At 64.5% G+C, this 26649-nt stretch carries 28 protein-coding genes; 6 read left to right on the top strand and 22 right to left on the bottom strand.

Annotated elements, in window-relative coordinates; genetic code table 11:
• Nucleotides 1-51 precede the first annotated feature (51 nt).
• The gene (icd, locus tag O3300_RS25775) at nucleotides 52-1305 is read right to left on the bottom strand and encodes an NADP-dependent isocitrate dehydrogenase (RefSeq protein ID WP_099665050.1); all 1254 of its coding nucleotides are present in this window, start codon (nucleotides 1303-1305) and stop codon (nucleotides 52-54) included.
• A gap of 292 nt (nucleotides 1306-1597) precedes the next feature.
• On the opposite strand from icd, the gene O3300_RS25770 reads away from it, so the two are divergent.
• From O3300_RS25770 to O3300_RS25760, 3 genes are all read left to right on the top strand, one after another.
• The gene (locus O3300_RS25770; RefSeq protein WP_305054500.1) at nucleotides 1598-2161 is read left to right on the top strand and encodes a pseudouridine synthase; all 564 of its coding nucleotides are present in this window, start codon (nucleotides 1598-1600) and stop codon (nucleotides 2159-2161) included.
• Nucleotides 2162-2271: 110 nt separating this feature from the next.
• Entirely contained in the window at nucleotides 2272-2595 is a 324-nt protein-coding gene (locus O3300_RS25765) for a hypothetical protein (protein WP_099665052.1), read from the top strand.
• 162 nt (nucleotides 2596-2757) lie between these two features.
• The gene (locus tag O3300_RS25760; protein ID WP_305054499.1) at nucleotides 2758-3201 is read left to right on the top strand and encodes a DUF192 domain-containing protein; all 444 of its coding nucleotides are present in this window, start codon (nucleotides 2758-2760) and stop codon (nucleotides 3199-3201) included.
• A 162-nt stretch (nucleotides 3202-3363) separates the two neighbouring features.
• Here O3300_RS25760 and rpsT read toward each other — a convergent pair whose 3' ends face one another.
• A complete protein-coding gene (gene rpsT, locus O3300_RS25755; protein ID WP_010395935.1) occupies nucleotides 3364-3630 on the bottom strand; it encodes a 30S ribosomal protein S20 in 267 nt (88 codons plus the stop codon).
• 308 nt (nucleotides 3631-3938) lie between these two features.
• Here rpsT and murJ point away from each other — a divergent pair, with 308 nt between their 5' ends.
• Entirely contained in the window at nucleotides 3939-5486 is a 1548-nt protein-coding gene (gene murJ, locus O3300_RS25750; protein ID WP_305054498.1) for a murein biosynthesis integral membrane protein MurJ, read from the top strand.
• Nucleotides 5487-5646: 160 nt separating this feature from the next.
• Here murJ and O3300_RS25745 read toward each other — a convergent pair whose 3' ends face one another.
• From O3300_RS25745 to gspG, 12 genes are all read right to left on the bottom strand, one after another.
• Nucleotides 5647-6144: an FxDxF family PEP-CTERM protein gene (locus tag O3300_RS25745; RefSeq protein ID WP_077401053.1), complete on the bottom strand. Its 498-nt coding sequence runs from the start codon at nucleotides 6142-6144 to the stop codon at nucleotides 5647-5649.
• A gap of 222 nt (nucleotides 6145-6366) precedes the next feature.
• Entirely contained in the window at nucleotides 6367-7008 is a 642-nt protein-coding gene (locus O3300_RS25740; RefSeq protein WP_305054497.1) for a type II secretion system protein, read from the bottom strand.
• A 5-nt stretch (nucleotides 7009-7013) separates the two neighbouring features.
• The gene (locus O3300_RS25735; RefSeq protein ID WP_099665056.1) at nucleotides 7014-7397 is read right to left on the bottom strand and encodes a type II secretion system protein; all 384 of its coding nucleotides are present in this window, start codon (nucleotides 7395-7397) and stop codon (nucleotides 7014-7016) included.
• A gap of 3 nt (nucleotides 7398-7400) precedes the next feature.
• Complete coding sequence (locus O3300_RS25730; protein ID WP_305054496.1) at nucleotides 7401-7892, bottom strand: type II secretion system protein; 492 nt, start codon at nucleotides 7890-7892, stop codon at nucleotides 7401-7403.
• Nucleotides 7889-9904, bottom strand: coding sequence for a secretin N-terminal domain-containing protein (locus O3300_RS25725; RefSeq protein WP_289900060.1), 2016 nt, complete (start codon nucleotides 9902-9904; stop codon nucleotides 7889-7891). Before O3300_RS25725 ends, O3300_RS25730 begins: the two co-directional genes overlap by 4 nt.
• A complete protein-coding gene (locus tag O3300_RS25720; RefSeq protein WP_305054495.1) occupies nucleotides 9904-10425 on the bottom strand; it encodes a hypothetical protein in 522 nt (173 codons plus the stop codon). The genes O3300_RS25725 and O3300_RS25720 overlap by 1 nt, the downstream gene beginning before the upstream one ends.
• Nucleotides 10422-11006 carry a hypothetical protein gene (locus O3300_RS25715; protein ID WP_289900058.1) on the bottom strand — a complete coding sequence of 195 codons (585 nt, stop codon included), beginning with the start codon at nucleotides 11004-11006 and terminating at the stop codon, nucleotides 10422-10424. The genes O3300_RS25720 and O3300_RS25715 overlap by 4 nt, the downstream gene beginning before the upstream one ends.
• Nucleotides 11003-11551, bottom strand: coding sequence for a hypothetical protein (locus tag O3300_RS25710; protein ID WP_305054494.1), 549 nt, complete (start codon nucleotides 11549-11551; stop codon nucleotides 11003-11005). The genes O3300_RS25715 and O3300_RS25710 overlap by 4 nt, the downstream gene beginning before the upstream one ends.
• Nucleotides 11548-12366, bottom strand: coding sequence for a hypothetical protein (locus tag O3300_RS25705; protein ID WP_305054493.1), 819 nt, complete (start codon nucleotides 12364-12366; stop codon nucleotides 11548-11550). The genes O3300_RS25710 and O3300_RS25705 overlap by 4 nt, the downstream gene beginning before the upstream one ends.
• Nucleotides 12359-14065: a GspE/PulE family protein gene (locus O3300_RS25700; RefSeq protein ID WP_305054492.1), complete on the bottom strand. Its 1707-nt coding sequence runs from the start codon at nucleotides 14063-14065 to the stop codon at nucleotides 12359-12361. Before O3300_RS25700 ends, O3300_RS25705 begins: the two co-directional genes overlap by 8 nt.
• A complete protein-coding gene (locus tag O3300_RS25695) occupies nucleotides 14062-15267 on the bottom strand; it encodes a type II secretion system F family protein (RefSeq protein ID WP_305054491.1) in 1206 nt (401 codons plus the stop codon). The genes O3300_RS25700 and O3300_RS25695 overlap by 4 nt, the downstream gene beginning before the upstream one ends.
• Nucleotides 15268-15303: 36 nt before the next feature.
• Complete coding sequence (gene gspG / locus O3300_RS25690) at nucleotides 15304-15747, bottom strand: type II secretion system major pseudopilin GspG (RefSeq protein ID WP_034751618.1); 444 nt, start codon at nucleotides 15745-15747, stop codon at nucleotides 15304-15306.
• A 262-nt stretch (nucleotides 15748-16009) separates the two neighbouring features.
• Between gspG and O3300_RS25685 the strand changes: the two genes are divergently transcribed.
• Nucleotides 16010-16375: a protease inhibitor I9 family protein gene (locus O3300_RS25685; protein ID WP_305054490.1), complete on the top strand. Its 366-nt coding sequence runs from the start codon at nucleotides 16010-16012 to the stop codon at nucleotides 16373-16375.
• A gap of 6 nt (nucleotides 16376-16381) precedes the next feature.
• Here O3300_RS25685 and O3300_RS25680 read toward each other — a convergent pair whose 3' ends face one another.
• The 5 genes from O3300_RS25680 to O3300_RS25660 form a co-directional block, all read right to left on the bottom strand.
• The gene (locus O3300_RS25680; protein ID WP_305054521.1) at nucleotides 16382-17065 is read right to left on the bottom strand and encodes a LuxR C-terminal-related transcriptional regulator; all 684 of its coding nucleotides are present in this window, start codon (nucleotides 17063-17065) and stop codon (nucleotides 16382-16384) included.
• Nucleotides 17065-17775, bottom strand: coding sequence for a winged helix-turn-helix domain-containing protein (locus O3300_RS25675; RefSeq protein ID WP_305054489.1), 711 nt, complete (start codon nucleotides 17773-17775; stop codon nucleotides 17065-17067). Before O3300_RS25675 ends, O3300_RS25680 begins: the two co-directional genes overlap by 1 nt.
• Nucleotides 17776-17970: 195 nt before the next feature.
• A complete protein-coding gene (locus tag O3300_RS25670) occupies nucleotides 17971-18609 on the bottom strand; it encodes an NF038129 family PEP-CTERM protein (RefSeq protein WP_305054488.1) in 639 nt (212 codons plus the stop codon).
• 10 nt (nucleotides 18610-18619) lie between these two features.
• Entirely contained in the window at nucleotides 18620-21634 is a 3015-nt protein-coding gene (locus tag O3300_RS25665; protein ID WP_305054487.1) for an ExeM/NucH family extracellular endonuclease, read from the bottom strand.
• A 124-nt stretch (nucleotides 21635-21758) separates the two neighbouring features.
• A complete protein-coding gene (locus O3300_RS25660) occupies nucleotides 21759-22085 on the bottom strand; it encodes a hypothetical protein (RefSeq protein ID WP_305054486.1) in 327 nt (108 codons plus the stop codon).
• Here O3300_RS25660 and O3300_RS25655 point away from each other — a divergent pair.
• A complete protein-coding gene (locus tag O3300_RS25655) occupies nucleotides 22084-22806 on the top strand; it encodes a PEP-CTERM sorting domain-containing protein (RefSeq protein ID WP_251350025.1) in 723 nt (240 codons plus the stop codon). The genes O3300_RS25660 and O3300_RS25655 overlap by 2 nt on opposite strands.
• A 65-nt stretch (nucleotides 22807-22871) precedes the next feature.
• Here O3300_RS25655 and O3300_RS25650 read toward each other — a convergent pair whose 3' ends face one another.
• The 3 genes from O3300_RS25650 to O3300_RS25640 all read right to left on the bottom strand — a co-directional run bounded on the left by O3300_RS25650 (nucleotide 22872) and on the right by O3300_RS25640 (nucleotide 26616).
• Nucleotides 22872-23912 carry a TIGR03790 family protein gene (locus tag O3300_RS25650; RefSeq protein ID WP_289906139.1) on the bottom strand — a complete coding sequence of 347 codons (1041 nt, stop codon included), beginning with the start codon at nucleotides 23910-23912 and terminating at the stop codon, nucleotides 22872-22874.
• A gap of 74 nt (nucleotides 23913-23986) precedes the next feature.
• Nucleotides 23987-25441, bottom strand: a complete 1455-nt coding sequence (locus tag O3300_RS25645) for a mannose-1-phosphate guanylyltransferase/mannose-6-phosphate isomerase (RefSeq protein WP_305054485.1) — start codon at nucleotides 25439-25441, stop codon at nucleotides 23987-23989.
• Between the two features lie 20 nt (nucleotides 25442-25461).
• On the bottom strand, nucleotides 25462-26616 hold the full coding sequence (locus O3300_RS25640) for an NDP-sugar synthase (RefSeq protein ID WP_289906141.1): 1155 nt from the start codon (nucleotides 26614-26616) through the stop codon (nucleotides 25462-25464).
• Nucleotides 26617-26649: the final 33 nt, after the last annotated feature.

Here is a 26649-nt window from a genome sequence, read left to right as displayed (position 1 = left end):
AGCGGGGTTTTTTTTCGTCCGCAGGGCGCGCAGCACCCTGCCCCGTTTCTTTTACATGTGCTCGACCATCACCTGGCCGAAACCGGAGCACGACACTTGCGTGGCGCCTTCCATCAGGCGGGCGAAATCATAGGTGACGCGCTTCGAGGCGATCGATTTTTGCATCGAGGAAATCACCAGGTCGGCCGCTTCCAGCCAGCCCATGTGGCGCAGCATCATTTCCGCGGACAAAATCAGCGAACCGGGGTTCACGTAATCCTTGCCCGCGTACTTAGGCGCCGTGCCGTGCGTCGCTTCGAACATGGCGACGGAATCGGACAGGTTGGCGCCCGGCGCGATGCCGATGCCGCCCACTTGCGCCGCCAGCGCGTCGGAAATGTAATCGCCGTTCAAATTCAGGGTGGCGATGACGCTGTATTCGGCCGGACGCAGCAAAATCTGTTGCAGGAACGCGTCAGCGATGGAATCCTTGACGATGATGTCGCGGCCCGTCCGTGGGTTCTTGAACTTGCACCACGGGCCGCCATCGATCAGCTCGGCGCCGAATTCCTTTTGCGCCAGCGCATATGCCCAGTCGCGGAAGCCGCCTTCCGTGTATTTCATGATGTTGCCTTTGTGCACGATCGTCACGGATGGCTTGTCATTGTCGATCGCATACTGGATGGCCTTGCGCACCAGGCGCTGCGTGCCTTCGATGGAGACGGGCTTGATGCCCAGGCCCGACGTGGCCGGGAAGCGGATCTTGGTCACGCCCATTTCATTGACGAGGAAATCCATCAGTTTCTTCGCTTCGGGCGAGCCTTGCTGGTATTCGATGCCGGCATAGATATCTTCCGAGTTTTCGCGGAAAATCACCATGTCCGTCTTTTCCGGTTCTTTCACGGGCGATGGCACGCCCGTGAAGTAGCGCACGGGGCGCAGGCAGACGTACAGATCGAGCTGCTGGCGCAAGGCCACGTTCAGCGAGCGGATACCGCCGCCGACGGGCGTGGTCAGCGGACCCTTGATGGAGACCACGTAATCTTTCAGCACGGCCAAGGTTTCTTCCGGCAGCCACACATCGGGGCCGTACACATTCGTCGCTTTTTCGCCCGCATAGATTTCCATCCAGCTGATCTTGCGCGCGCCGCCGTAGGCCTTGGCCACGGCCGCGTCGATTACCTTGATCATGACGGGGCTGATATCGATGCCCGTGCCATCGCCTTCAATGAAGGGAACGATGGGATTATCTGGTACATTCAGCGAAAAATCGGCGTTGACGGTGATTTTTTGGCCGTCAGCAGGTACAGTGATATGTTGATACATCGTGATCTCCGAAGTGGGACACACCGCTGGCGGGCAACACAGGCCGGCGACGCGCTCTGCGGTTGCAGAGTTTACAAAAACAAGTCCGAACAGGGCGGCAACAACGCACTTTAGCAGGGAAAGAACACCCGGGCCACCCGCGGCGCCAAAGAACCGCATTGCCATACCGCCTCAAGTCTTCTATAAGACATAAGACTAACATTTCACATTATGCACCAGTATCTTACAGGGCGCCACGCTTTTGCGGCGCCGATCAGCAGCCACCATCGCTTACATCAATTCCCTTACCAGCATGCCACTCATCCTCTTCAATAAACCATTCCAGGTCCTGTGCCAGTTTTCGCCGCAGGAGGGCCGCGCCACCCTGGCCGACCACATCACCATCCCCGGCATCTACCCGGCCGGCCGGCTCGATGCCGACAGCGAAGGCTTGCTGCTGCTGACGGACGACGGCCGCCTGCAGCACGAGATCAGCCACCCGGACCGCAAGGAAGCGAAAACCTACCTGGTGCAGGTCGACGGCGTGCCCGATGCGGCCAACCTGGCGCGCCTGCAGGCGCCGCTGGACCTGGGCGACTTCATCACCAAGCCGTGCAAGGCCGTGCGCATCGCCGAGCCGGACTGGCTGTGGCCGCGCAATCCGCCGATCCGCGCGCGCGCCGACAAGCCCACCTCATGGCTGGCGATCACCCTGAAAGAAGGGAAAAACCGGCAAGTGCGGCGCATGACGGCCGCCGTCGGCCTGCCCACGCTGCGCCTGGTGCGCAGCGCCATCGGCCCGTTTTCCCTGGCCAGCCACCCCTTGCTGCCCGGCGAATGGTGCGAAGTGCCGGCCGAAAACATAGGAAAAGCGTGAACCGGACAAGAAAAAACGCCCCCGTCGCCGAATTTTGCCAAGATGCACTATTTATTTTTAGATAATGCATTAAAATCATCCCACCTTAACATGATAGAAAAGGAAAGATGATGACAAAAGTAATCCTGGCCCTGGCCGCTTCCCTGCTTGCCGGCGCCGCACTGGCGCAATCGGGCGCCAAGGTGCACGCTTCCGCCGCGACCGATGCCGTCAAGCCGCCGCCCGCTTCGGCAGCCAGCCATGCGTCGGCCGCGACCGACGCCGTCAAGCCGGTGCCGCCGGCGTCGGCCACCGTCAACGCTTCGGCCGCGACGGATGCGGCGCGTTCGGGCGCATCGACCAAGGCTTCGGCCGCGACGGATGCCCCGCGCCTGGTTCCCCAGGCCCGCAAGGCGAAGCAGCCGGCCGCCGAGGCAGGCAAGCCGGTGAAGTAAGCAGCAAGAAGTAAGAAGTAGGAAGAAGCAAGGGTAATTCCCGGGGTTACGGCAGCAGCCATGTTGCTGTAACCCCACGCTTTCGGCGCGGACAGGCAGCATGCTTGACCAGGCAGCCGCCAGCATGGCTTAATCGCCGCTTCGCAGCCACCGTCCCGCCCCATGAAAAATTCCCTACGTCATCTCAGCCTGTCCATCGCCCTGCTGGCCGGCACCAACATTGCTCAAGCTCAAACAAAGAGCGTGCAACTGTCGGCTGGCATGCATTTGATCCAGGCGGAAGTGGCCGCCACGGAAGAGCAGCGCGAACAGGGCTTGATGTACCGTGAAAAGATGCCGGCCAATGCGGGCATGCTGTTCGTCTTTGGCAACCCATCGACGCAATGCATGTGGATGAAAAACACGCCGCTGCCCCTGTCCGTGGCCTTTATCGATGCCGGCGGCAAGATCGTCAACATCGAAGACATGCAGCCGCACACGCTCGACAGCCATTGCTCCACGAAGACCGTGCCCGTGCGCTATGCGCTGGAAATGAACCTGGGCTGGTTCAAGCAAAAGAACATCAAGCCGGGCATGAGCATCGGCAACTTGCCAGGGACACGCTAGGCCAGCGCGGCCGCGGCCTGCCGCTGGCGGGTGCGGCCGCAAAAAATCCTGAAAAAACGCGAAAAAACCCGCCAGAATGAATCTGCGGGTTTTTGCTTTTCAACCAGTGCCAGCGTACCGGCACAGGCAAGGCCGCCGTGGCGGCTTGCCTGCTGGCGAATATTAAGCGGACAGTGCTTTCAAAGCAGCTGCCAGACGGCTCTTATGGCGAGCTGCCTTGTTTTTGTGGATGATCTTCTTGTCAGCGATACGGTCGATGGTCGACACGGATGCTTGGAAGATTGCAGCAGCAGCTGCCTTGTCGCCGCCCTGGATCGCTTTGCGAGCAGCTTTGATAGCCGTGCGCAAGGTCGAACGTTGGGACGAATTGTGTGCGTTTTGCTTAACTGCTTGACGAGCGCGTTTGCGCGCTTGTGCGGTATTTGCCATGGAATTTCCTAAAACAGGGTCAAAGTGCGTTTGCAAACATTAGTGTTTGCCAACCGGTGCGTTCTGTGCGTCTGCCGAACCATGTGTGCCAAACCAGTGCCTGTCAAACATTAGTGTCTGCGTAACAGAATTCTGTACAGCCTTCGATTATAGCGATATTTTCAAGCGGGGGCAAATCAAAAAACCGTGTGTCACGCCAAAAACACGTGAAAATGGGCCTGGCAAGGGCGAATCGGCCCCGCTTGTTACCCGCTTGTTACCATATTTTAACCGTTTAACGGTACCGCGCCCGGCTATAATCTGCCCCCATGAACTTGCTTAAAACCCTCGCCGCCATTTCCAGCATGACCATGCTGTCCCGTGTAACCGGATTATTGCGCGAAAGCCTGTTCGCGCGCGCCTTTGGCGCCGGCGCCTACACGGACGCCTTCATCGTTGCCTTCCGCATTCCCAACCTCTTGCGCCGCCTGTTTGCCGAAGGGGCCTTCTCGCAAGCCTTCGTGCCGATCTTGTCTGAATACAAGAACCAGCATGGCCAGGAAGCGAGCAAGCAACTGGCCGACCATGTGGCCACCACCCTCGTCTGGGCCACTTTGCTCGTGTCCGCCATCGGCATCGTCGGCGCGCCCTGGTTCGTGTACGCGATCGCCACGGGCCTGTCCAAGGACCCAGGGGCCTTCGACGCGGCCGTATGGATGACGCGCCTGATGTTTCCGTATATTACTTGCATGTCTTTCGTGGCCCTGGCCGGCGGCATCCTGAATACCTGGCGCGAATTCAAGATACCCGCGTTCACCCCCGTCTTGCTGAACCTGTCGTTCATCGCCGCCTCGCTGTTCCTCGCGCCGTACTTGAAACAGCCGATCTACGCCATGGCCATTGCCGTGTTCGCCGGCGGCCTGCTGCAGGTAGCGATCCAGATACCCGCGCTGATCAAGATCGGCATGCTGCCGCGCCTGTCGATCAATCCCGCCATCGGCCTGTCCGACGGCGGCGTGCGCCGCGTGCTGAAAAAGATGGGACCGGCCGTGTTCGCCGTCTCGGCAGCGCAGATCAGCCTGATGATCAACACGAGTATCGCGTCGCGCCTGGCCGAGGGCAGCATTTCCTGGCTGTCGTATGCGGACCGCCTGATGGAGTTCCCCACCGCCATGCTGGGCGTAGCCCTGGGCACCATCTTGCTGCCCAGCCTGTCGAAGGCGAATGTCGATGGCGACAAGACGGAATACTCGGCCCTGCTGGACTGGGGCTTGCGCCTGACTTTCCTGCTGGCCCTGCCCGCCGCCGTCGGCATGGCGACCCTGGCCACGCCGCTGATCGCGACATTATTTCACTACGGCAAGTTCACGGCTGAATCCGTGACCATGTCGACGCAGCCGCTGGTGGCCTACAGCCTGGGCTTGATCGGCATCATCCTGGTGAAAACCCTGGCGCCCGCCTTCTATGCGCGCCAGGATATCCGCACGCCCGTGAAAATCGCCATCGGCGTGCTGATCGCCACGCAACTGATGAATCTGCTGTTCGTGCCCTACATCGCCGTGGCCGGCCTGGCCCTGTCGATCGGCCTGGGCGCCTGCCTGAACGCCAGCTTCCTGTACTGGGGCTTGCGCAAGCGCGGCATCTACCAGCCAAAACCGGGCTGGGCCAAGTTCTTCCTGCGCCTGCTGCCGGCACTCGTCGTGATGGGCGGCGTGGCGTGTGCTGGCGCCATGCGCATCGACTGGATCGCTATGCAAGCCCATCCGCTGTTGCGGGCCGGCGCGCTGGCCCTGGTGGTGGCCCTGTGCGGCGTGGCGTATTTTGCCACCCTCTTTTTGGTTGGCTTCCGCTTCCGCGACTTCAAGCGCCACGCTTGACAGCATGGGCAGGACGTTGTTGCCTGCGTCTCGCCGTACTGGCGTACTGCCTTCGACTGGGCGCCTAGTCCTGCACATGTTGTCGCAATCGCACATGTAATCATGCAGTGGAAACAAAAAAACCCGCCTCGGCGGGTTTTGTCATTCTTGCCAGCAAAAATCAAACAGCTTTGCGGGCGCGGCGGCGGGCGGCGAAACCGACCAGCGCCAGGCCACCCAACAGCATGCCGTAGGTTTCCGGTTCCGGCACAGGCAAGGCCGAGACCGTGCCCACGTACTGGCCATTCTGCAAACCGGTCAAGCCCGAAACACGCACCTCATAGGTACCTGCCGCCAGGGAACCGGCCCAGCTCAGGCTCTGGATGCCGGCCACCGACGTCAGGGTCAGGTCGCCATAGCCCACCAGGGTGGCGGCGAAGTTGCTGATCGCGCCTTCGGCAACGGAAAACGTTTGCAATGCGCCAAACGAGGTCGACGACGGGGTCAGCAGTTTGAAGGTCCACAAATCATCGACCACCGAATTGGCGGCGAAATTGGTGGTGATCGATGCCCGCGTATCGAAGCCGCTTGGATCCAGGATGCCCAGATTGTAGGTGGCCGCCGATGCGCTGAACGATGCTGCAGCCAGAATGCCTGCCGCGATAAATTTCAATTTCATAAATTATCCCTTAAAAGTAATTTATGGCCGCCAGGTGGGCCAGCCATCGCTTTAGTACTGAAAGTACCAGGAAGGATGGTAGCATAAAGACATCAAATTACTTGTAATTATTTTATTGAAATTTCATTTATTGAAAGTATTTCCTCTATGAAATGGTTCCAGGTCAAGATGAATTTCCAGGTGAAAATAGTTATCCCTGCATTCTTCATCGTTGACTTATGGTTAAAGCGGATTGCGCGCTTGCGCGCCAGCCTCTTCCTCCGGCTCCGCCGCCTCGGGCGCCGACGGTTCGGGTGCTGGCGCAGCCGGATGCGGCGGCGGGAACAAGGCGGGCGGCGCGGCGGAGGGCGGCGCGGCGGCGTCTGGCGGCGCCAGGACCAGTCCCGCCGGCTGCACGGGCCCGCCGGCGACGAACTGCCACTCGGACAGGTGCGACTTGCCTTCGAAACCGGTGAAGCGGGCATCGAAATTGCCCACTTTTAAGGGCGCGGACGATGACAGGCTATGCACGCCGATGATGCCCTGGCCGCCGGGCTGGTACAGCAAGCCCCATTCGGCGCGTCCCGTGACGGGGTCCACATACAGCTTGCGCAAATGGCGGCGTACTTGCGGAAAGCGCGGGTCGCGCAGCAAGGCGGCCAGGGTCGGCGGATGCTGCGGCTGGCCGGCGGGCGTGGCGCCCGTGTAACTCTGCAGCGCATCGACAAACTCCGCCCCGATGTCGAGCAGCTCCTGCTCGGCCGCCTGGCGCTGCAGCAAGGAGCCCATCTTCAGTCCGGCCGCCCCCACGAGGCCCAGGATGGCGACCAGGATGATCAGACCCAGATACGTAACACCGCGCTGGCGGCGCGCAGGACGGTGCATGGCCGCTACCAGTCGGCGAACGGCGTGCCGCTGCGGTCCTTGCCGGGCGCGCCGCTTTTCACGTCATACACCTGGCCCGGCGTATCGTCGGGCGGCGGCACGATCAGCCATGTCGATTCGCTGTCCGTGATGGGGTCGATGGGCATGGCGCGCAGGTATTTCTTTTCGACCAGTTGCTCCAAAGTATCGGGATAACGGCCCGTATCGCCGTGAAACTGGTCGATGGTCGTGCGCAGGTTGCGCAAGTTGTCCGCCAACACGGTTTCCTTCGCCTTGTCGAGGCTGGGAAAGTAGCGGGGCACGGCCAGGGTCAGCAACAGCGCCACGATGCCGAGCACCACCAGCAGCTCGATCAGCGTAAAACCGCGCGCGCGGTCAGGGACAGGCATGGTTCACCATAGACGGTAAGGCACGTTGTTCAGGCCGGTCTTGTTGGAAGTCGAGTACACATCGTACACATCGTCGCCCTCGCGCGGTTCGGCCGCTTCGCTGGCGTAGCTGCGCTTGCCCCACGTTTGCGCATTGCTCAGGCCCGCATCCGCATTGAACGGGTCGCGCGGCACGCGGCGCAGGAAAAACAGCTTGCTGCGCTTCGGGTTGCGCTGGTCCGGCACGCCCTCGACCAGCAGGTCCAGGCTTTTCGGATAGCCGCTGGCGTCGGGCGTGCGCATGACGCGGCCTTCGTCGCCGGCCCGTTTATAGGCGTCGAGCCCCTGGCGGATCTCGCGCAGCGCGCGCCGCAATTCCTGCTCCTGGCGCCGCTGCACCGTCACCTGCGTGACGGGGATCACCAGGGTGGCCAGCACGCCCAGGATGGCCAGGGTCACCAGCAGCTCGATCAGGGTGAAGCCGCCTGGCCCGCCCTGCGCATGCGCCAGTCTCATTTGGCGGGCGCCACCGGCACCGGCTGGCTCGATGACAGCGGCAAGGGCGACGCCTGCAGCGGCACGGGCTGGCCAGCCGAGATCGGCAAGGGCGAGGCGGCCGGCTCGGGCGACGGCGCCACTTCCGGCGCGGGGACGCTCTGCGGCAAGGCGGGCGGCACCTGGCCCGGCGCCATCAGCTGCTGCGCCGGCGCCGGCTGCATGCCGACGGCCGACGGGCCGGAACGCACGATCACCGTGCCCGGCATCTGCGTGGGCGCTTTGGCCGCCATGTCGGGCCGGCGGCGGAAGCTGCCTTCCGTGCCGGCGGAAAATTCCGATTCCTTCGCTTCCGGACGCTGCACCGTGCGCACCAGGTGCGGCGTGATCGACAGCACGATTTCCGTCTTCTGGCTATCGTCCTTGCTGCTGCCGAACAGGCGGCCCAGCACGGGAATGTCGCCCAGGCCCGGCACCTTGTTGCCCGAGCTGCGCTCTTCATTGTTGATCAGGCCCGCCAGCACCTGGTTTTCGCCATCCTTCAGCTGCAGCATGGTCGACGCCTGGCGCGTGCCGATCTGGTACAGGGTCGAGCCGCTCCGGGTGGTGGTGGCCGCGCCCAGGTTGCTCACCTCGAGCGAGATGCGGATGCCCACCTCGTTGTTCAAATAGATGGTCGGCTCGGCGTTCACCGTCAGGCCCACGTCCAGGTAGCTGATCGATTCGGAAGCGAAGCCGCCCGTGCCCGGCGAAATCGTGGTGGTCACCACGGGCACCCTGTCGCCGATGACGAATTTCGCCTTTTCCCGGTTGCGCACGCGGATGCGCGGGTTGGCCAGGATGTTCGCGTCGCCGTCCGTCTTGTTGGCGTTCGCCGTCACGGCCAGGTTGCTCACGCCGAGTGTACGCTGATTCAGATTATTCAAGTCGTTGATGGTCAACCCGATCCCGCCCGAAGTACTGAGCGGCGTCAAGGTCAGGCTCGATGGCCAGGCCACGCCCAGCTCCATCAGGCGGCTGCGCTTGACTTCGAGGATTTCCAGCTCCAGCACCACTTCCGCCTCCGGCACGTCCTGCAGCGCGATCAGGCGCTCGGCCAGGCGGATCGCCTCGGGCGTGTCGCGCACGATGACGAGGTTGAGTTTTTCATCGGCCACCACGTCGCGCGTCTTGAGGATGGTCTTGAGCGTGTTGGCCACCTGCTTGGCGTCCGCGTTCGCCAGGAAGAAGGTTTTCACCAGCACTTCCTGGTATTCCTTCAATTTCGCCGCCACATTGGGATAGATCAAAATGGTGTTCGCATCCATCACCTGCTGTTCCAGCTGGTTCGTCACCAGCAGGAAGTAGACGGCCGATTCCACCGTGCTGTTTTTCAGGAAGATCGACGTTTTCGCGTCCGCCTTGACGTCCTTGTCGAAGACGAAATTGAGGCCGGAACGGCGCGCGATCAGCTCGAACACCTGTTTTAACGGCGCGTCGCGAAACTCGATCGTGATCGGCTGCTTGTACGACCTGGCCAGGCCCGATTCGACGATGGGCGGCGCCGTCTTTTCATCGACCTCGCGCAGCAGCGCGCGCGCGCCCGCGTGATTCGGCTGCTCCGTCAGGATGGCGTTCAGGCGCTGGCGCGCGGGGTCGTATTGTTTTGCCTCAAGCGCCGTGCGTGCATCGGCCAGCAATTTCCCCTGGCGCTGCTCGCGTTCGAGCGCGCGCAAGCCGCTGTTGGCCCGCTCGTTCTGCGCATCGATTTCCAGCACGCTCATGAAGGAGGCGCGCGCCAGTTCGCCCTGCCCCGCCTGCGCCTGGCGCTCGGCCTGCTGCAAGCGGCTGCCGGTGGCCCGCTCGCGCGCCTGCAGATAGGCGCTGCGGTATTGCGCGTTGCCGGGGTCTTGCTGCAGCGCTTCCTGCAGCTTTTGCAGGCCGGCCGGGATGTGATCTTGCGCAATCAGCTCGCGCCCGTCGCGGTAGGCTTGCTGCCCTGCGCAGCCGGACAGCAGCAAGAGCAGCAGCGCCGATGAAAAGGAACGAGACATCACTCGGAAACTCCAATGTTGAGCTGCTGAAGCTGGTTCAACGGCAGATAAGTGAGCGTCATGACGGGCGGCGCGATCGTCACGACCTTGTAGGCGCCATCGACGACGGTATTGGCGCGCACGATATACGTCTTGTCGGCGCGCGATAAAAACACTTCCCAGGCGCCGTCGGCGGCCGCCTTGCCCAGGTAGACGAAGGGCAGCGGCGGCGCCATCGGCGGCGGTGGCGGCGGCGCTGCCGTCACTGCCATTTTCGGCGGCGGCGGATTCCAGTTCTGGCTCTGGAAGACGCCGTCGGCGCCGCCAAAGGTCTCGCCCTCCTCGCCCGCCACTTCGCTGCGCGGCAGCAGGGCCAGGATGGCCGGCTGCGCGGCCGGCGCCTTGACGGCCGCATGGCGCGCGGGCGCGACGGCCCGCTCCACCGCTTCGGCCACGTCGGCCACGGGCTGGCGCTCGCCGAACAGCAGCAAGGCGCCCGCGCCCAGCACGCCGGCCAGCATCAGATAGTGGCGCGGCGTCATGGCGCGCCTCCCGCATCGCCCGGCGCATCGGCCTGCGTTTCGGTCAGATAAAACGTCAGGCGCAGGCGCGCTTCCAGTTGCGTATCGGCGATCTGCTCGCGGCGGAAACTCAGTTCGTCGAGCGAGGCGAAGGGAGCGGCGCGCAGCGCTTGCAGCGCGAACTGCCACACGGCCCCGTAACTGCCCTTCAGCGGCAAGGTCACCTGGTAGGTGGCGACCCTGCTGGCCTTGTCGTAGCCGCTCTTGTATTCGCCCTGCGCCAGCAGCAAGCCATTTTTCGCGGCCAGGTCGAACAGCTGCTTGACCTGCTGCTCCGCGTGGCGCTGCTGCCCCAGGGCGGCATAAAAGCGCGCCAGGTTCTCGCTGGCCGTCGCCGGCGGCGCCGCGATGGCGACGGCCAGCGATGGCACGGGCAAGGGACGCGCTTCCAGCTGCGCCGCCACGGCCCGTTGCTGCCAGGCCCACGCCCAGGCGGCCACGCCCAGTGCGAGCAAGGCCACGGCGATGCAGGCGGGCGCGCCCAAGCGGCGCAGCAGCAGTTGCGCGCGCAGGCGCAGGATATTGATGTCGATGGCCATCATGGCGTGCCCCAGCGCGCTTCGAGCTGGAAGCGCAAGGGTTTGTTCGGGTCGAGCGCATTGATTTCATGGCGCAGCAGCTGCACCCTGGCGCCAAACAGCTCCTGCTGCTTCAGTTGCGCGATGTAGGCCACCATGGCGTCGCTGCCGGTCGTCTCGGCCGTGATCTTCAGCACGCGCTTGCGCGCATCCGGTTCCAGCGCCAGCAGCGCGATGGCGGGCGGCGTGGCGCTGGCCAGCGCATCCTGCAAGTCGCGCCACGGCAGGTTCAATTGCAGGATGGCCGCATTCACGGCCGCCGCCTGCGCGGGCGCGATGGCGATTTGCGGCGCAGGCGCGGGGCCCTGCATGGCGGCCATCACGCGCTGCTGCGCGCGCTGTAACTGCCCCTCGCGCAGCTGCTGGCGCTGCAACGCGGCGCTGCCGCTGCAGGCCGCCGTGACGGCCAGCGCCACGCCCAGCACCCCCGTCATCCACGCCCAGACGGGCACGCGGTGCAGGCTGCGGCGCCAGCCGGGTGGCGCGAAATCGAAATCGAGGCGCGTCATGCCACGCCTCCGCTGCGGGCCAGCCGGGCGGCCGGCGACAAGGCGCCTTCCCCGTCCGGCGCGGAAAAAATCTGGCAGCGGAACGCTGCCGCCGGCGCCAGCCAGAGCGCTGGCGGCGCGCCGCATAGCTGCAGCAGCGCCGGTGCGGGCACGCCTTGCAGCAGCGCCTCGCGCGCCAGCGTGTGTTCCAGCCAATCCTGGCCCGCGCCGGGCGGCACGGGCAGCGCGCGCACGGCGCGCAGGCGGCCATCGTGCCGCACGCCCAGGGTCAAGGCATTCTCCTGCAGCTGGCCGAACCAGGCGCCCGGTTTCAGCGCGTCGTGCCAGCGGTTCCAGTGGCGCGCGAATTGCGGCGTGATGAAAATCAGGGCCAGCTCGCGCGCGGCCGCCACGCGCGTCAGCTGCGCCAGCAGGGCACGGGGCACGGCGCAAAAAAACGGCGCGCGCGCATCCCAGGCGCTGCTGCTATGCCACAGGCCGGGAGGATCGCCATACAGCGACTGGAAGCGCAGCGCGGCGGCCGCCTCGATATCGGCCAGGCGCGCGGCGCCGTGCGGCATGTCCACTTGCCACAGGCGCGCCAAGCCATCGTCGAGCACCACGGACAGGGGCCAGCCCGCGTACTCGCCGGCCGGCAGAATCTGTTCCAACGCCTGCCACAGGGCGGCAAAGTCGCCGTGCAGCGTGTCGCCCGGCACATACGCGGCTTCGCCCAGCGGTGTCCAGGCGGGCGCGCGCCAGCGGCTGCTGCGCCACAGGCTCACCTTGCCCGCCGCCACGCCCAGGCGCAGTCCCAGTCCATAACTTCTACGCATGCAGGGTGACCCTCTTGATTTCCGTGATGGTGGTGGCGCCCCGCTTGACCAGTTCCAGCGCCGCCAGGCGCAGGCTGCGCGTGCCGTTCGCATGCGCGGCCGCCTTGATCTGGCGGATCGGCTTCTTGTCGACGATGAGTTCGCGGATTTCATCGGTCAGCACGAGGATTTCGGCGATCGAACGGCGCCCCTTGTAGCCCGTGCCGCGGCAGTCGCCGCAGCCCTTGCCCTGCTTGAATTGATATGCATCAACGTCGGCGCGCGCCAGGCCCACGCTGGCCAGTTCAGAATCGTCCGGCGTATATTCGGTAGCGCAATGGGGGCAGTTGGTGCGGATCAGCCGCTGCGCCCAGATGCCGTTCAGGGCCGAGACAAACGCATACGGATCGATGCCCATGTGCGTGAAGCGGCCGAACACATCGAAGACGTTATTCGCATGCACGGTGGTGAGCACCAGATGGCCCGTGAGGGCCGACTGCACGGCAATTTCCGCCGTCTCGCGGTCGCGGATCTCGCCCACCATGATCTTGTCGGGGTCGTGGCGCAGGATCGAGCGCAAGCCCTTGGCAAAGGTCAGCCCCTTCTTCTCATTCACGGGAATCTGCAGAATGCCGGGCAGCTGGTATTCGACGGGGTCTTCGATGGTGATGATCTTTTCGCGCCCGTTATGGATTTCCGTCAGCGCCGCATACAGGGTCGTCGTCTTGCCCGAGCCCGTGGGACCCGTGACGAGCAGCATGCCGTAGGCTTCCTGCGCCAGCGCGCGCAAGGCTTCCAGCGACGGCGCGTCAAAGCCCAGCGCTTCGAGGGTCAGGGCGCCGTACGCCTCGATCATGGCGCGCTTGTCGAGGATGCGGATGACGGCGTCCTCGCCATGGATGCTGGGCATGATGGAGACGCGCAGATCGATTTCGCGCCCGCCCGATTCGACGCGGAAGCTGCCGTCCTGCGGCACGCGGCGCTCGGCGATATCGAGTTCGGCCAGCACTTTCAGGCGCGAGATGATGTGCTCCGCCACTTCGATGCCGTTGACGGACGTGGCGTGATCGAGCACGCCGTCGACGCGATACTTGACGGCCAGGCCGCCGGCCGTGCTTTCCAGGTGGATGTCCGAGGCGCCCGCCTTCAGGGCGTCATACAAGGTCGAGTTGACCAGCTTGACGGCGGGGCTGGCCGCTTCCGACACGCTGGCGAACGACAGCACGGCGGCCGTCTTGCCGTCGCGCCGCGCGTCGGTGGCGGCGCCGGGCAGCAGGCTGTCGACGGCGCGCGCCGACTCTTCCTGCTTCGACAGGTAGGCGCCGATGTCGGCTTGCAGCGCCAGACGCACGCTCAGGGCGCCCGGCCCCGCGCGCGCGCCGAGCCAGGTTTGCAGGTCCAGGTCGAACGGGTCGGCGATCACGCCCACCAGCTGGCCGTCGGCGGCGCGCAGCAGCACGCTGTGGCGCGCCAGCGCCTGCGACAGGGGCAGCACGTCGAAGGCGGGAGACAACGCCAGCATGTCGGCCGTTTCCAGCACATCCAGGCCGAACGGGCGCGCCAGCGCGCGCACCACGGCGCGCGCCTCGATGCCGCTCAATTGCTGCAATTCCTCGACCAGGCTGCGCTTCGATTGGCGGCACAGGAGGCGCGCGCGCTGCAGCAGCGCGGGATCGATGGCCACGCCGGCCACGGGGGATTCGGCTACGCTCTGCATCATGAAATATCGCCGGCAAGATCAAAGATGGGCATGTACAGCAGGATCACGATGGCGCCCACGACGAGGCCGATGGCGGCCATCAGCAGCGGCTCGAAGGTGCGCGTAAAACGGTCGATCCAGCGGCTGATTTCGCCGTCATAAAAGGCCGCCGACTGCGTCAGCATGGGGCCCATGTCACCCGTGCGCTCGCCCACGCGCAGCATGCGCAGGGAAATGGGCGTCGTCAGTTGATATTGCTCAAACGCGGACGACAGGGGCTGGCCCGCCTCGATGGCGCCGCGCGCCTGCTGCAACGACACCTGCATGCCGGGCGACACCATCGCCTGCACGGTGGCGATCGCCTGCACGATGGTGATGCCGCCCTCGGCCAGCATGCCCAGCGTCAGGTACAGGCGCGACAATTCATAGATGCGCACGCGCTCGCCGATGCCGGGCAACTTCGCCAGCAGGCGCGCCACGCCGCCATGGCGCAGCACGCGCCGCACGGCCGACCATGCGACGCCGCCCGTGATCAGCAGCCCGAGCAACAGCAGCACGCCATGCTGCGTGACGAACTGGCCCCAGCTGAGCATGACTTGCGACATCCACGGCAAGTTGCGTCCCGCGCCCTGATACACCTCGGCGAAGCGGGGCACGACATAACTGATCAGGAAGGCGCTGACGCCGCCGCCCACGGCCAGCAAAATGGCGGGGTAGATGGCGGCGCTGACGATCTTGCCGCGCACCGTATCGATGCGCTGCTGGTAATCGATGTAGCGCGACAAGGCGCGCGGCAAGTCGCTCGTGCCTTCGGCCGCCTTGACGATGCCGATATACAAGGGAGGAAACAGTTCCGCCTGCTCCGCCAGGGCGGCGGAAAAGCGCTTACCTTCGCGCAAGCCTTCCAGCAGGCGCGTGAGCACGCTGCGCGTGGCCGGCGACGCTTCCTTTTCCAGCAAGGCTTCCAGCCCTTCGACGATGCCCAGGCCCGCGTTCAGCAGCGCCAGCAACTCCTGGCTGAACAACAGCAGGGGCAAGGCCCGCGCGCGCTGGCGGCCGGCGGCGCTGAACGGCGTGGCCCGCAGCGGGCGGATGGCGCTGACGAACAGGCCGCGCGCCTCGGCCTGGCGGCGCGCGTCGGCTTCGTTGCGGCCGTCGATCACGCACGTCTGCAAGGTAGCTACGGCCTGGTCCGTGGAAAGCGCGCGTACTTCGAACTGCATGATGGCTTGTCCGTAGGAAAAAGAATGGTGCTGGCGTTATTGCGAACTGATGTCGGCGTTCTCGCCGCTGCCGCCCGGCTGGCCATCCTTGCCCATCGAGACGATGTCATATTCGCCCTTGCTGCCCGGGGCGCGGTATTGATAGGCATGGCCCCACGGGTCGAGCGGCACGGCCTTTTTCAGGTAGGGTCCATTCCAGCGCGTGCCGGCGGCGGGCGGCGCGACCAGCAGCGCGGCCAGGCCTTCTTCCGTGGTCGGGTAGCGCCCCACGTCGAGGCGGTAGGTATCGAGCGATTTTTCAAACGCCTCGATCTGCGCCTTGGCCACCGTCACTTCGGATTTGCCCAATTGGGCGAAATATTTGGGGCCGACATACGCCGCCAGCAAGCCGATGATGACGATGACGACCAACAGTTCGAGCAAGGTAAAGCCGCGCGCATGGCGCGTTGCTGCAAGGTTCTGCCTGTGTGCTGCATGCATCCGGTAACTCCTTATTGCCTACCTTCAATACATTGCCGCCATGTGCACCGCTGGTGGCCGCGCACAGGCGGCGCGCGCCTGCCTGATGCCTAGCAGGCTACCATGCCGCTTATGGTTAATACAATCTTTTGTTTGTACTGAAAACAACAAAATCCTAGGGGAAACCATCGCGTTTGCACTAACGCAAGTCGCGCGCCACCTGTCCCGCGGCAGGCGTACAATCGGCGCATGTGCGGCCACGCCGCCTGCCTTGGGAGCTTGCATGTCTGCAATCCGTTTCAGCCTTGCCATCCTGGCCGCCGCCAGCGTACTGCCTGCCAGCGCGTCGGCGACGCCACAGCGGCAGCCATATATTGTTGAAGTGCGCATGCAGTTGACGCCGCCTGACACAATCCAGCGGGAAACCCAACGGGAAGCGGGACGGCGCGCCGTGCTGGCGCTGGTGCCCGATGCCATCGTGCAATATCACTACACGGCCGCGCTGAACGGCTTTGCCGCCCTGCTGACGCCGGCCGAAGTCCAGCGCCTGCGCACCAGCCCCCTCGTCGCGCGGGTGGCGCCCGACACCGAGGATCAGTTCAACAGCGGCGGCATGCACCGGACCGCCGCACCCCGGCCACAGCGCTAAGCAGCATCAGGCGGCCAGCAGGCGCAGCGCGATGCCGCGCGAGACGGCTTGCGTGCGATTGCTCACCCCCAATAATTTATAGATGCGCTGCAAGTGGCTTTTCACGGTCCCCCCGCTGATGCCGAGGATTTGCCCCACCTCTTCATTGCTCTTGCCGATGCTGACCCAGTGCAGCACTTCCAGCTCGCGCGCACTGGCCGCGCGCGCCGCGCCGGCGGGAGCTGCCTGCGCGCCGTCCGGCAGCGCCAGCCAATGCAGATGCAGGCAGGGCAGCAGCAATTCCAGCACGTACGCCTGGCGCGCCGGGTCGGGCCAGGCAGCGCAGGGGGCGCGGAACAGGGCAAAGAAACTGCCGCCGCCAGCGCCCGCGCTGCCATGCACGAGGGTCCCGTCGATGAAGGCGACGCGCCGCCCGCCAGCGCGCCAGGCCTGCGCCAGCCGGGCCACCTGTCCGTGGCGCGGGTCGCTGAAGTCCCGCACCTCGGCTTCGGCCAGCACCGCGCTATGCCAGGCCGCGCTGCGCACCACGCCGCCATCGGCGCCCAGTTGCGCGCAGACGAGGACGGCATGCGGCAGCAGCGCCTGCAGCGGTCCCTGGCTCCACAAAAAGAAGTCGCCGGGCGCGGCGATGCCATGCGCGCCGAGTATGGCGTGCAGCAAGTATTCCTGTTCCCGCCCCGTCAGCAGCATCAGGCGCACACGGCGGTGTCAAACGCCAGGTAGCGGTAGCCGCTGCCGCGCACGGTTTCGATACGGTGGCCGCAGCCGCCCGGCAGCAAAGCCTGCCGCAAGCGTCCCACGTGGGCGTCGACCGTGCGTTCGTCCAGATACGCGGCATGGCCCCACACCTGGTCCAGCAGTTGCGCGCGGCTATGCACCCGGCCCGGATGGTCCATCAAAAAATGCAGCAGCTTGAATTCCACGCGGCCCAGGCTGACAGGCACGCTGCCGGCCGTCACGCGCCGGGTGTGCGGATCGAGCCGCAAGGCGGTGCCGTCCGCGCTTGAACCTGCGCGCAAGGCCGCTGGCGCGCGGCGGCGCAGCAAGGCATGCACGCGTGCCAGCATTTCACGGGGGCCGACGGGCTTGCACAGATAATCGTCGGCGCCGCTTTCCAGGGCCAGCACCTTGTCCTGTTCGCTGTCGCGCGCGCTGACCATAATGATGGGCAAGTCGCACAGCACGCCATCCTGACGCACCTGGCGCAGCAGCGCGATGCCGGACGCATCGGGCAGCTCCCATTCCAGCAGCAGCACGTCGGGCGGATCGGCGGCCAGCAAGGCCAGCGCGCCGCGCGCATCCACGGCGCAGCTGACCCGGTAGCCGGCGCCTTGCAGGTTATGCACCAGCAAGGCTTGCGAGGCTGGCGCAGGATCCAGCAGCAGAATATGACGGCGCATCGATGCATCCTCCCGAAAAAAAGTGGGCGGCCCTCCCTGAGAAACTAGACGGCACGACAAGTTTTTGACTATGCATCAAGCGTAAAACGGTGACTAATACAATTTAGTTTCCTGATTTATAGCTATTCCGAATAAATAGGCGAAAAAAAACACAGCGCACCGAGGCGCGCTGTGTTCAGGCGGGACAACGACTATTTATGCTGGCGTGACGAACTGGCGCCGGCGCAAGGCAAAACCGATCAGCGCCAGGCCGCCCGTGAGCATCATCCATTCCGACGCTTCCGGCACGGCCGAGATTGTCGCGATGCTGGCGTAGGTGCTGCCGGCTATGCTGGCGGGCAAGCCGCCGTTCAGCGGGGTCAGTTCGAATTGCAGCAGGTTGCCATTCGCATTGCCCAGGTAAGCCATACCCGTGTAGTCGAGCAAGCCCACGCCAAACGTCGTGCCCGCGTTGCCGGCCGTGTTCAGGAAGTCGCCGCCGAAGACGACGTTGAATCCGAACTTGCCGCCCAGGGTCACGTTGTGGAACCAGTCGTTGTAGGCGCCGCTATTGCCGAAGGTCAAGGTACCGGGCACGCTGCCGCTGACATTGCCTTCCAGCGATTCCAGCGCGCCGAACGCGCCCGAAAAATTGCTGAGCACGGCGCTGGCGCCCGGCGCGGGGCTGTTGCCGGCGATAAAGGCGAAGTCGAGGAAGCCGGCGCCGGAAAAGGCGCTCGTGTCGATTTCCACGCGATAGGCCAGCGGATCCGCCAGCGCCACGCTGGAGCTGGCGGCCAGCACGGCGGCCAGCATGGCGCGGCGCAGGGCCGGATGGAGTTTTGTTGTCAACATGATGGTGTCCTTAGAAGTTGCCGGCGTAGATGCTGGCCGAGTAGGTGATCGTCACTTTCGACGGATTGGTGAAACTGACGGCAAACGATGCCGTCGCGCCCGGCGCCAGGCTGGCGGCGTTGACGGTGACATATGCGGCGCCCGCATGGGTGCCCGTGGCATTGGCCAGGCTGACGCCGGCCGGCAAGCCGCCGAACGCCACCTGGAACGGGCCGGCCAGGGCGCTCGTGCCCGTGTTGGTGAACGAGAACGTGCCCGTGTATTTTTGCGTCGCGCGGTTGTACGCGAGGCCCGAGCTGGTCGTCGAGACGGCGGCCGTGATGTCGCGGTAGGCGGGCTGCAAATCCAGGCTGATGACGACCGGGTCGTGATCCGAGGCGCGGTAAGGCAAGGCGTTGTACAAGTCTTGCGGCTTGGCCGAATCGATGTTGTAGTCGATCACTTCCGGCTCGTCCGCATTCACATGCCATTCGGCCACGCCGGCCACTTGCGGGCTCAGCGACGCGCTCGCCAGCGCGTGGTCGAGGTAGCCGCTCTGGCCGCCAAACACGTACGAGTACGGCATGCCGGATGGCCGCACGAAACGCTCGAGTTCATTGACGAAGCCGGCGCCCGTGATCACCTGGATCGGGTCTTCCGCGCCATAGGAATTCAAGTCGCCGATGACCAGCACGTCAGCGTCGCCGGCAGCGGCCGCCACCTGCGGCACGAAGCTGCCCACCAGACGCTGGGCTTGCTGCACGCGGGTGGCGTTCCAGCAGCTCTGGCTATCGTTCTGGTCCGCGTCCAGCCCGCTCGAAGGGCAGCTGCCCTTCGATTTCAGGTGGTTGACGATCAGCGAGAATTTCTCGCCATTGCTCGCAAGAAAAGTTTGCGCCATCGGTGGCCGGTTGTTGATGGCATTGGCGTCCGACAAGGCGCCGCCCACCAGGCCCAGCTTGCCCGGCTTGTAGATCATCGCCACGCGGATGGCGTCCGTGCCCGTGGCGGCCGGTTTCGGCACCACGGCGTACGTGACGCCGCCGGTGGCCGCGTTCAGCTGGTCGACCAAATAGGTGACGGCGATTTCGCCATTGTTCTGGATTTCCATCAAACCCACCACGTCCGCATCGATGGCTTTCAGTTCGGCCACGATCTTGTCGCGCTGGCGCTCGAATTCGGCCAGGTTGTCGGCACCGCGGCAGTTCGACTTGGTGGTCGAGGCGCCCACGGTGCAGCCCTGCCCCGTCTGCCCAAAGATATTGTTGCCATTCGTAAAGGTCGTGAAGAAATTCAGCACATTCGCGCTGGCCACCTTGACGTTGCCGGATGGCAGTTCCGGACTGCCCGTGCGCGGGTTATCGCGCGAAAACTGCGGCGTCTGCGTCGGCTGCAATTTATATGCGGCGCCGCCACCGCCGATGGCACCGAAATCGACCACGCCCGTCAGGTCGGCCACCGTGTCGCCGCTGCGCACGGTGTTGTCCTGGCCGATGTAGGGAATCGTGGGCGGCGTGACGAAAATGCCATCATCGAGCACAATCAGGTTGTTCGCATTGGCGGCGATCAAGGCTTGCGCCTCGGCGGAGCCGGCCGGATAGCGGTTGGTCGGCACTTCGCGCCGGCCCGCCGACAGGGTCAGCTCGCCGCGCGCGCCCAGGTAAGCGTTTTGCGACACGGTCAGGGGCTGCGTGAAACGCACCAGCATGCCTTCCACGGCGGCCAGCTTGTCGTTCGGCAAGGTCACATTCGTCGGCACGATGCCGTGGCCCGCGCTTTGCGTGAGGATGGCCGTCACGTCCTTCAATTCCGTGTAGGAATTCTTGGCGCCCGTGGGCGTGTATTCGAACACCGTGCCCGTCACGCGCACCAGCTCGCCCGGCTGCACGGTGGTGGCCGTCGCGCCCGTGTACACGAAGATGCCGTCCGACGTCGATGGATCGCCGTCGCCGGCCGCGTCCTGGATGAAGAAGCCCGTGCCCACTTTCAGGGTCACCACGCCTTCCGTCGTCTGCACGGAATTGGCGTAGGGGCTGGCCGCGCCGCTGCCCTGGATTTGCGGAATCGTGTGGCTGACGGCGGCCAGGCCTTGCACGGCGACATCCACCTTGCAGGTAGCCGTCTGCTGCTGGTCATTGCTGAAGCTGACGATCACGGGATAATTGCCCACCGGCACGCCGGCGGCCACCAGCAGGCTGACCATGGCGCTCTCGCCCGCCACGCCGGCCGCGCTGAAGTTGGCCAGGCTGATGCCGGCCACGGCCGGCGAACTCAAGATAGCGGCGTTCACGACGCCATCCGCATCGGACGCGCGCAGCACGGCGCTGCCGCCATTGCCCACGGCCAGGGCCAGGCTGGCGGGGCAACTGGTGATGATCTTGTGCACGACGGGGCCGCCGCACACATTCAGCGGCGAGGCCGTATTGCGCGGCGTCACGCTGCCGGTGGCAAAATCCGCGCTGTTATCGTCCGTGTCGCCGCAGCCGCCATTGGCGCGCAGAATCGCCAGGGTATTCGAGGGCGCGGGCGCCACGGCGCCTTCGAAGCCGTTGGCCGTACCGAAGCCGACCAGGTCGATGACGGCCGCGCCCGTGGGGCTGGCACCCACCTGGGCCGTCTTGCTATTACTCAACAGTACCTTGCCCGTCGTGCCGGACATGGCCAGGGTGCCCGTCGCGTCCGGCGTCGGCAAGTCTTGCGTGCCGCCCGTGCCCTTGGCTTGCTGGACCAGCAAATACTGGCCAGGTTGCAAATCGATAGCCGGCAAGGCCGTCACGGACCAGCTCGTGTTGGCGGCGGCGCCGTACTGCACGCTCCAGTTGCTCAGGTTGACGGGACTGGCGCCACGGTTGAACAGCTCGATGAAATCGTTGCGGTACACGGCGCCCGTGTTGCCGCCGCCCCCATACACCTGGCTGATGACGACATCGGATACGGCCAGGGCTGGCAAGGACAGGCTAGCCAGCACGGCGGCCATGACCGTCAGGCGCAACGGTTTACGCAGGGACGAGAGCGGGACGGACGGGACGGCAAGGTGGACATTCATGGTTTTCCTGGTCGGTAAGATGACGCCAACCCGGACAGGCGCTGGCAGGCTGTTCTTGACAAAATGATGACGAACTTATGATTTGCATACTAAACAGTGTGCATGACGAGTTGATGACATTTCATTAAGCTGAACGGAGTAATGCGCAGCACGGATCCAGGCTGGCGGCCGCCTGCCGAAAGTATCCTTTCAACAACGCCAGGCTGTACAAAGCAAGCCAGGTCGTTATGCCGCTGCACAATATGATATAATTCAAACAAATAAGTTTAGTTCCTGACAAGGAATTGAACGGCAACACCAGACCCAGTAGTGCAGGCCCCATCCATGCCTGACCTTGAAACGCACTCCCTGCCTTGCTCGCAACAGTAGCCTGGACGGGAGCGGTAACAATCGCATGCGGACACACGCGCCCGGCGGCGCACCCTTCCATGCCTTTTGAGAGATCGATCATGCCAACACCAATTTTCACGCCAGCCTCTTCCCGTCCCTTGCTGCTGGCCGCGGCCTTGATGTTCTTCGGCGCCAGCGCCCAGGCACAAACGGCCGCGCCTGCGCAAAAGAATGAAAAGAATTGCCAGGCCAGCACGCAATCGGCGAATGGCAATACGAAAGACGCCAACCTGGACGGCACCTACAGCGCCTGCAGCCTGGCCAATGGCTTCATCGGCTCCGGCACGCGCACCAACGACGGCTCGAACAAGACGCCGGAATTTGACGGCATCGTGTCCGACCAGGAATTCCGCAATTCGTCATCGGCCGAGAATAATCACCGCCTGACCGCGCGCCAGTTGCCTGACGGTGCCGGTGCCGGCGAACCGCGCAAGGTGCGTGCCAGCGACGACCGCGACTTCAGCTTTATCACGCGCGACTTCGTGGCCGCCGAAGAAAACCGTCCTTTCGATGACGCGGCCGGCTACCGTGGTCCGGGCCGTTCGTATCAGGCCCGCAGCGGCGACACCCAGGCGCCCTTGATCGTTTCGTCGTCGCTGGGTGAAAACTTGCCCACAGGCAGCAACGGTGTCGGCGGCGGCGGTTCGGGTGGCGGCTTCACGGGCGGCAGCATCCTCCCCGTGACGCCGGAAATCCCGGCCGTGCCGGAACCGGAAACCTATGCCATGCTGCTGGCCGGACTGGGCCTCGTCGCCCTGGCGCGCCGCCGCAAAAGCAAGTAACCGTCACGCAGCACCATGAAAAAAGGCCCGCAAGGGCCTTTTTTATTGTCTGGAAGAATCCGGTTTCAGCGCCGGAAACCCGCATACGGCGCCGCCAGCGGGTCGCCGATGAACAGGCCCTGGGCCGGCCACAGCACGCTGCCCCAGTACGCTTCCAGCGCCGTGCTGCCGGACAGGTAGCGGCGCAGCAGCACGGTCGGATTGGGAAACTTTTGCCAATAACTGCACGGTTCGCTGACAGTGCCATAACTGGCCGTCGCGCCCGCCTCCAGCCAGCGCTGGCTGCTCATCTGGCTACTGCCCTGCAGGTCGCCGCCAAACGAGGTCAGGTGGTCGGCCAGGGCGCCGGGCAGGAAATGCAGGGTCTCCAGCTTGGCCACCTTGGCCTGCCCCGTCTGGTACACCATGATGTCTTGCGCCCCTTCCAGGCTGTCCGCCTTGAGGTTCTTGACGGTCAGCTTGCGCTGGCGCACGACGCCAGCGGGTGGAAAGAAACCGGCCCGGCTGTTGCGCACCGCGTCGCTGGTGGTCAAATAATAGGCGCTGGCGGCCGGCACGGAAAAGCCGCTGACGGCGCCGCGGTCCACCACGGCCTTGGCCTCTTCCACGAAATCGACAGGCAGCAGCATCGACAGGCGCAAGCCCAGCTGCGTGTAGGGTTGCGCCGCCTCGCTGTTGAAATACTTGCTGGGCTTGCCGGGATCGCAGGTCTTCGCGCATTGATCCCCGTCATAACCGAGGGTGAAAGCGGCGGTGATGGCATTGCATTCGACGGCATACGGCGCGCTCCACACCATCAGTACGGCCTGGATCTCGGGTTTCAGCTGCGCATTGATGCGTTCCTTCAACTGCGCGAACTGGTCGATGCTGAGCTTGCGGGGGCGGTTGGGAATATTCACGTGCGCCACATTCGCGGCAGGAATGCCGTGCGCCTTGCGGTAGTACTCGCCCACCTCGACACTGTTGGGTTCGGCGTCGTTGATGACGATGGCCAGCTGCGACGCCTGCAAGCCGGGCGGCGCCACGGCTGCGGCAGCGGCGGCTGGCGCGTCGGCATGGGCGGCGCCGGCGGCCAGCGCCAGCGAAAGACAAAGGAAGTTGCGCAAGGGTCGGTACACCGGTAAGTGAGGGATCGGAGGCAGCCGGCCAGGGGCGCGGCTGCCCTGCGATGAGAACGCCATCAGGCGCGCTGGTAGACATCCTCCAGGCGCACGATGTCGTCTTCGCCCAGGTAGCTGCCCGACTGCACTTCGATCAGGTGCAAGGGCAGCTTGCCCGGGTTTTCCAGGCGGTGCGTCATGCCGATGGGAATATACGTCGATTCGTTTTCCGTCAGCAAGGTCACCTTCTCGCCGCACGTGACTTGCGCCGTGCCGCTGACCACCACCCAGTGTTCGGCGCGGTGATGGTGCATCTGCAGGGACAGCTTGCCGCCCGGATTGACGGTGATGCGCTTGACCTGGAAGCGTTCGCCGATATCGATGCCTTCATAACTGCCCCACGGGCGGTACACCTTGCGGTGCTGCACGTGTTCGCTGCGTCCCGCCTGCTTCAAGTGGTCGACCACCTGCTTCACGCGCTGCACCTGGTCCTTGTGCGCGATCAATACCGCATCGTCCGTTTCCACCACGACCAGGTCCTGCACGCCCAGCACGGCCACCATGCGGCGCTCGGCGCGCACCAGGCAATTGCTCACGCCATCGAGATACACGTCGCCGCGCACCACGTTGCCGTTGGCGTCCCCCTGCTGCACTTCCCACAGGGCCGACCAGGAACCGACATCGCTCCAGCCTATGGCGGCCGGCAACACCACCGCATGCGCCGTATGCTCCATGACGGCATAGTCGATCGAATCGGATGGGCAGGCGGCGAAGGCCTGCTCTTGCAGGCGGCAGAAATCGAGGTCGCGGTAACCGTCGCGCACGGCCGTTTCGCAGGCGGCCAGCATGGCGGGCTGGAATTGCCCCAGCTCGCCCAGATAGCGTTCGGCGCGGAACATGAACATGCCGCTGTTCCAGAAATAATTACCAGCGGCAAGGAACGACTGCGCCGTGGCCAGGTCCGGCTTTTCCACGAAACGCTCGACCTTGCAGCCCGCGGCGCCCGGATTGACGGGCGCGCCGCTGCGGATGTAGCCATAGCCCGTTTCCGGCGCCGTCGGCACGATGCCGAAGGTGGCCAGCGCGCCATCGGCCGCCAGCAGGGCCGCCTCGGCGATCGCCTGGTGAAACGCGGCCACGTCGGTGATGACATGGTCGGCCGGCAAGACCAGCATCAGCGCCTGCGGGTCGATACCCAGCAGGAATTGCGCGGCCACGGCCACGGCGGGCGCCGTATTGCGCCCCACGGGCTCAAGCAAGATGCCCAGCGGCGGCAAGCCGATCTCGCGCAATTGCTCGGCCACCATGAAGCGGTGCTCGTTGCCGCACACCACCAGCGGCGGCATGACGTCGAAACCGGTCAGTCCGCTATCGCCGGCACGGCGGTTGGGCAGGCTGGTCACGCGCAACGCCGTTTCCTGCAACATGGTCTTGTCCGTTACCAGCGGCAACAGTTGCTTAGGTAACACAGCGCGCGACAGCGGCCATAAACGGGTGCCCGAACCGCCGGACAGGATGACTGGATAAATTTTCATGGTTTCACTTCGCAAACAGTTTATTGGGCAGCATACAGGGCCGGCGGCGTTTCGTCGCGGCGCAGGCTGCGCCGGTCGCGCGCATTGCCCCAGGCATCTTTCTCATAGTCGGAGACATGGCGCATCTGGCCGGCACGGTCGACACTATAATCCTTGAAGACGATCATTTCATCCAGCACCACGCCAGGCAGCACGCGCGTGTACTCGAACAGCACGCTGCGCACCACCTCGGCCCCGCCGCAGACGTGGCTGCCATGGCCGATCCAGGCCGGCCCGATGATGGTCGTGCCCGCTTCGATGCGGCAACCCGAGCCGATGTAGACGGGGCCTTCGATGCGCGTGCCGCCGCTCCAGTCTATGCTCGTGTTCAGGCCGGCCCACACGCCATCGGCGATCTGGGTGCCAGGCACGTGCAAATGGGCCACTTTTCCCATCAGCACGCTTTGCAGCACTTCCCAGTAATCCTTGATGCTGCCGATATCGATCCAGTTGTACTGGCGTTTTTGCGCATGGAAGGGCAAGCCTTGCGCGACCAGCAGGGGAAACAGTTCCGAGCCGATATCGAAGGGCTGGCCGGCGGGAATCAGGTCCAGCACGGCCGGCTCGAACAGGTAGATGCCGGTGCTGACGCAATTGGACAGCGCATCGGCCTGCGCCGGCTTTTCCTGGAAGGCGCGCACGCGCCCGTCGGCATCGCTGACCACCACGCCATAGCTCGACACCTTGTCCCATGGCACTTCCAGGGTGATGACGGACGCCAGCGCGCCCTTGCTGCGGTGCTCGCGCAGGGCCGCTTCCAGGTCGAGGTCGATCAAGGCGTCGCCGCACAGCACGATCGTCGTATCGTCGAAAAAGCCGCCGAACTCCTGGATCTTCTTCATGCCCCCAGCCGAGCCGAGCGGTTGCGGCACGACCTCGCCCGCATCGTTCGTATAGCCTTCGAAGGAATAGCCGATGCGCACGCCGAACTGGTGGCCTTCGCCGAAATACTCCTCGATCTTTTCATGCAGGTAACTGACGTTGACCATGATGTCGGTCACGCCATGCTGCGCCAGGTGTTCCACCAGGTAAGCCATCACGGGTTTGCCCAGGATGGGGATCATCGGCTTGGGCAAATCATAGGTCAGGGGCTGCACGCGCGTGCCCTTGCCTGCTGCCAATATCATCGCTTTCATCGTCAAACTGCTCCATCAGGGTTGGGGATGGCT

Origin of the sequence: Janthinobacterium sp. SUN206 (assembly GCF_030587305.1) — a bacterium.
In the GTDB taxonomy this organism is placed as follows: Bacteria; Pseudomonadota; Gammaproteobacteria; order Burkholderiales; family Burkholderiaceae_D; genus Janthinobacterium; species Janthinobacterium kumbetense.
Note: the sequence above shows the minus strand (reverse complement) of the source record. Positions and strands in the feature narration are given on the sequence as shown.

Coding starts and splice junctions, on each gene's coding strand:
- icd (WP_099665050.1), bottom strand. CDS start 1,305: ATGTATCAACATATCACTGTACCTGCTGACGGCCAAAAAATCACCGTC.
- O3300_RS25770 (WP_305054500.1), top strand. CDS start 1,598: ATGCCACTCATCCTCTTCAATAAACCATTCCAGGTCCTGTGCCAGTTT.
- O3300_RS25765 (WP_099665052.1), top strand. CDS start 2,272: ATGACAAAAGTAATCCTGGCCCTGGCCGCTTCCCTGCTTGCCGGCGCC.
- O3300_RS25760 (WP_305054499.1), top strand. CDS start 2,758: ATGAAAAATTCCCTACGTCATCTCAGCCTGTCCATCGCCCTGCTGGCC.
- rpsT (WP_010395935.1), bottom strand. CDS start 3,630: ATGGCAAATACCGCACAAGCGCGCAAACGCGCTCGTCAAGCAGTTAAG.
- murJ (WP_305054498.1), top strand. CDS start 3,939: ATGAACTTGCTTAAAACCCTCGCCGCCATTTCCAGCATGACCATGCTG.
- O3300_RS25745 (WP_077401053.1), bottom strand. CDS start 6,144: ATGAAATTGAAATTTATCGCGGCAGGCATTCTGGCTGCAGCATCGTTC.
- O3300_RS25740 (WP_305054497.1), bottom strand. CDS start 7,008: ATGCACCGTCCTGCGCGCCGCCAGCGCGGTGTTACGTATCTGGGTCTG.
- O3300_RS25735 (WP_099665056.1), bottom strand. CDS start 7,397: ATGCCTGTCCCTGACCGCGCGCGCGGTTTTACGCTGATCGAGCTGCTG.
- O3300_RS25730 (WP_305054496.1), bottom strand. CDS start 7,892: ATGAGACTGGCGCATGCGCAGGGCGGGCCAGGCGGCTTCACCCTGATC.
- O3300_RS25725 (WP_289900060.1), bottom strand. CDS start 9,904: ATGTCTCGTTCCTTTTCATCGGCGCTGCTGCTCTTGCTGCTGTCCGGC.
- O3300_RS25720 (WP_305054495.1), bottom strand. CDS start 10,425: ATGACGCCGCGCCACTATCTGATGCTGGCCGGCGTGCTGGGCGCGGGC.
- O3300_RS25715 (WP_289900058.1), bottom strand. CDS start 11,006: ATGATGGCCATCGACATCAATATCCTGCGCCTGCGCGCGCAACTGCTG.
- O3300_RS25710 (WP_305054494.1), bottom strand. CDS start 11,551: ATGACGCGCCTCGATTTCGATTTCGCGCCACCCGGCTGGCGCCGCAGC.
- O3300_RS25705 (WP_305054493.1), bottom strand. CDS start 12,366: ATGCGTAGAAGTTATGGACTGGGACTGCGCCTGGGCGTGGCGGCGGGC.
- O3300_RS25700 (WP_305054492.1), bottom strand. CDS start 14,065: ATGATGCAGAGCGTAGCCGAATCCCCCGTGGCCGGCGTGGCCATCGAT.
- O3300_RS25695 (WP_305054491.1), bottom strand. CDS start 15,267: ATGCAGTTCGAAGTACGCGCGCTTTCCACGGACCAGGCCGTAGCTACC.
- gspG (WP_034751618.1), bottom strand. CDS start 15,747: ATGCATGCAGCACACAGGCAGAACCTTGCAGCAACGCGCCATGCGCGC.
- O3300_RS25685 (WP_305054490.1), top strand. CDS start 16,010: ATGTCTGCAATCCGTTTCAGCCTTGCCATCCTGGCCGCCGCCAGCGTA.
- O3300_RS25680 (WP_305054521.1), bottom strand. CDS start 17,065: ATGCTGCTGACGGGGCGGGAACAGGAATACTTGCTGCACGCCATACTC.
- O3300_RS25675 (WP_305054489.1), bottom strand. CDS start 17,775: ATGCGCCGTCATATTCTGCTGCTGGATCCTGCGCCAGCCTCGCAAGCC.
- O3300_RS25670 (WP_305054488.1), bottom strand. CDS start 18,609: ATGTTGACAACAAAACTCCATCCGGCCCTGCGCCGCGCCATGCTGGCC.
- O3300_RS25665 (WP_305054487.1), bottom strand. CDS start 21,634: ATGAATGTCCACCTTGCCGTCCCGTCCGTCCCGCTCTCGTCCCTGCGT.
- O3300_RS25655 (WP_251350025.1), top strand. CDS start 22,084: ATGCCAACACCAATTTTCACGCCAGCCTCTTCCCGTCCCTTGCTGCTG.
- O3300_RS25660 (WP_305054486.1), bottom strand. CDS start 22,085: ATGATCGATCTCTCAAAAGGCATGGAAGGGTGCGCCGCCGGGCGCGTG.
- O3300_RS25645 (WP_305054485.1), bottom strand. CDS start 25,441: ATGAAAATTTATCCAGTCATCCTGTCCGGCGGTTCGGGCACCCGTTTA.
- O3300_RS25640 (WP_289906141.1), bottom strand. CDS start 26,616: ATGAAAGCGATGATATTGGCAGCAGGCAAGGGCACGCGCGTGCAGCCC.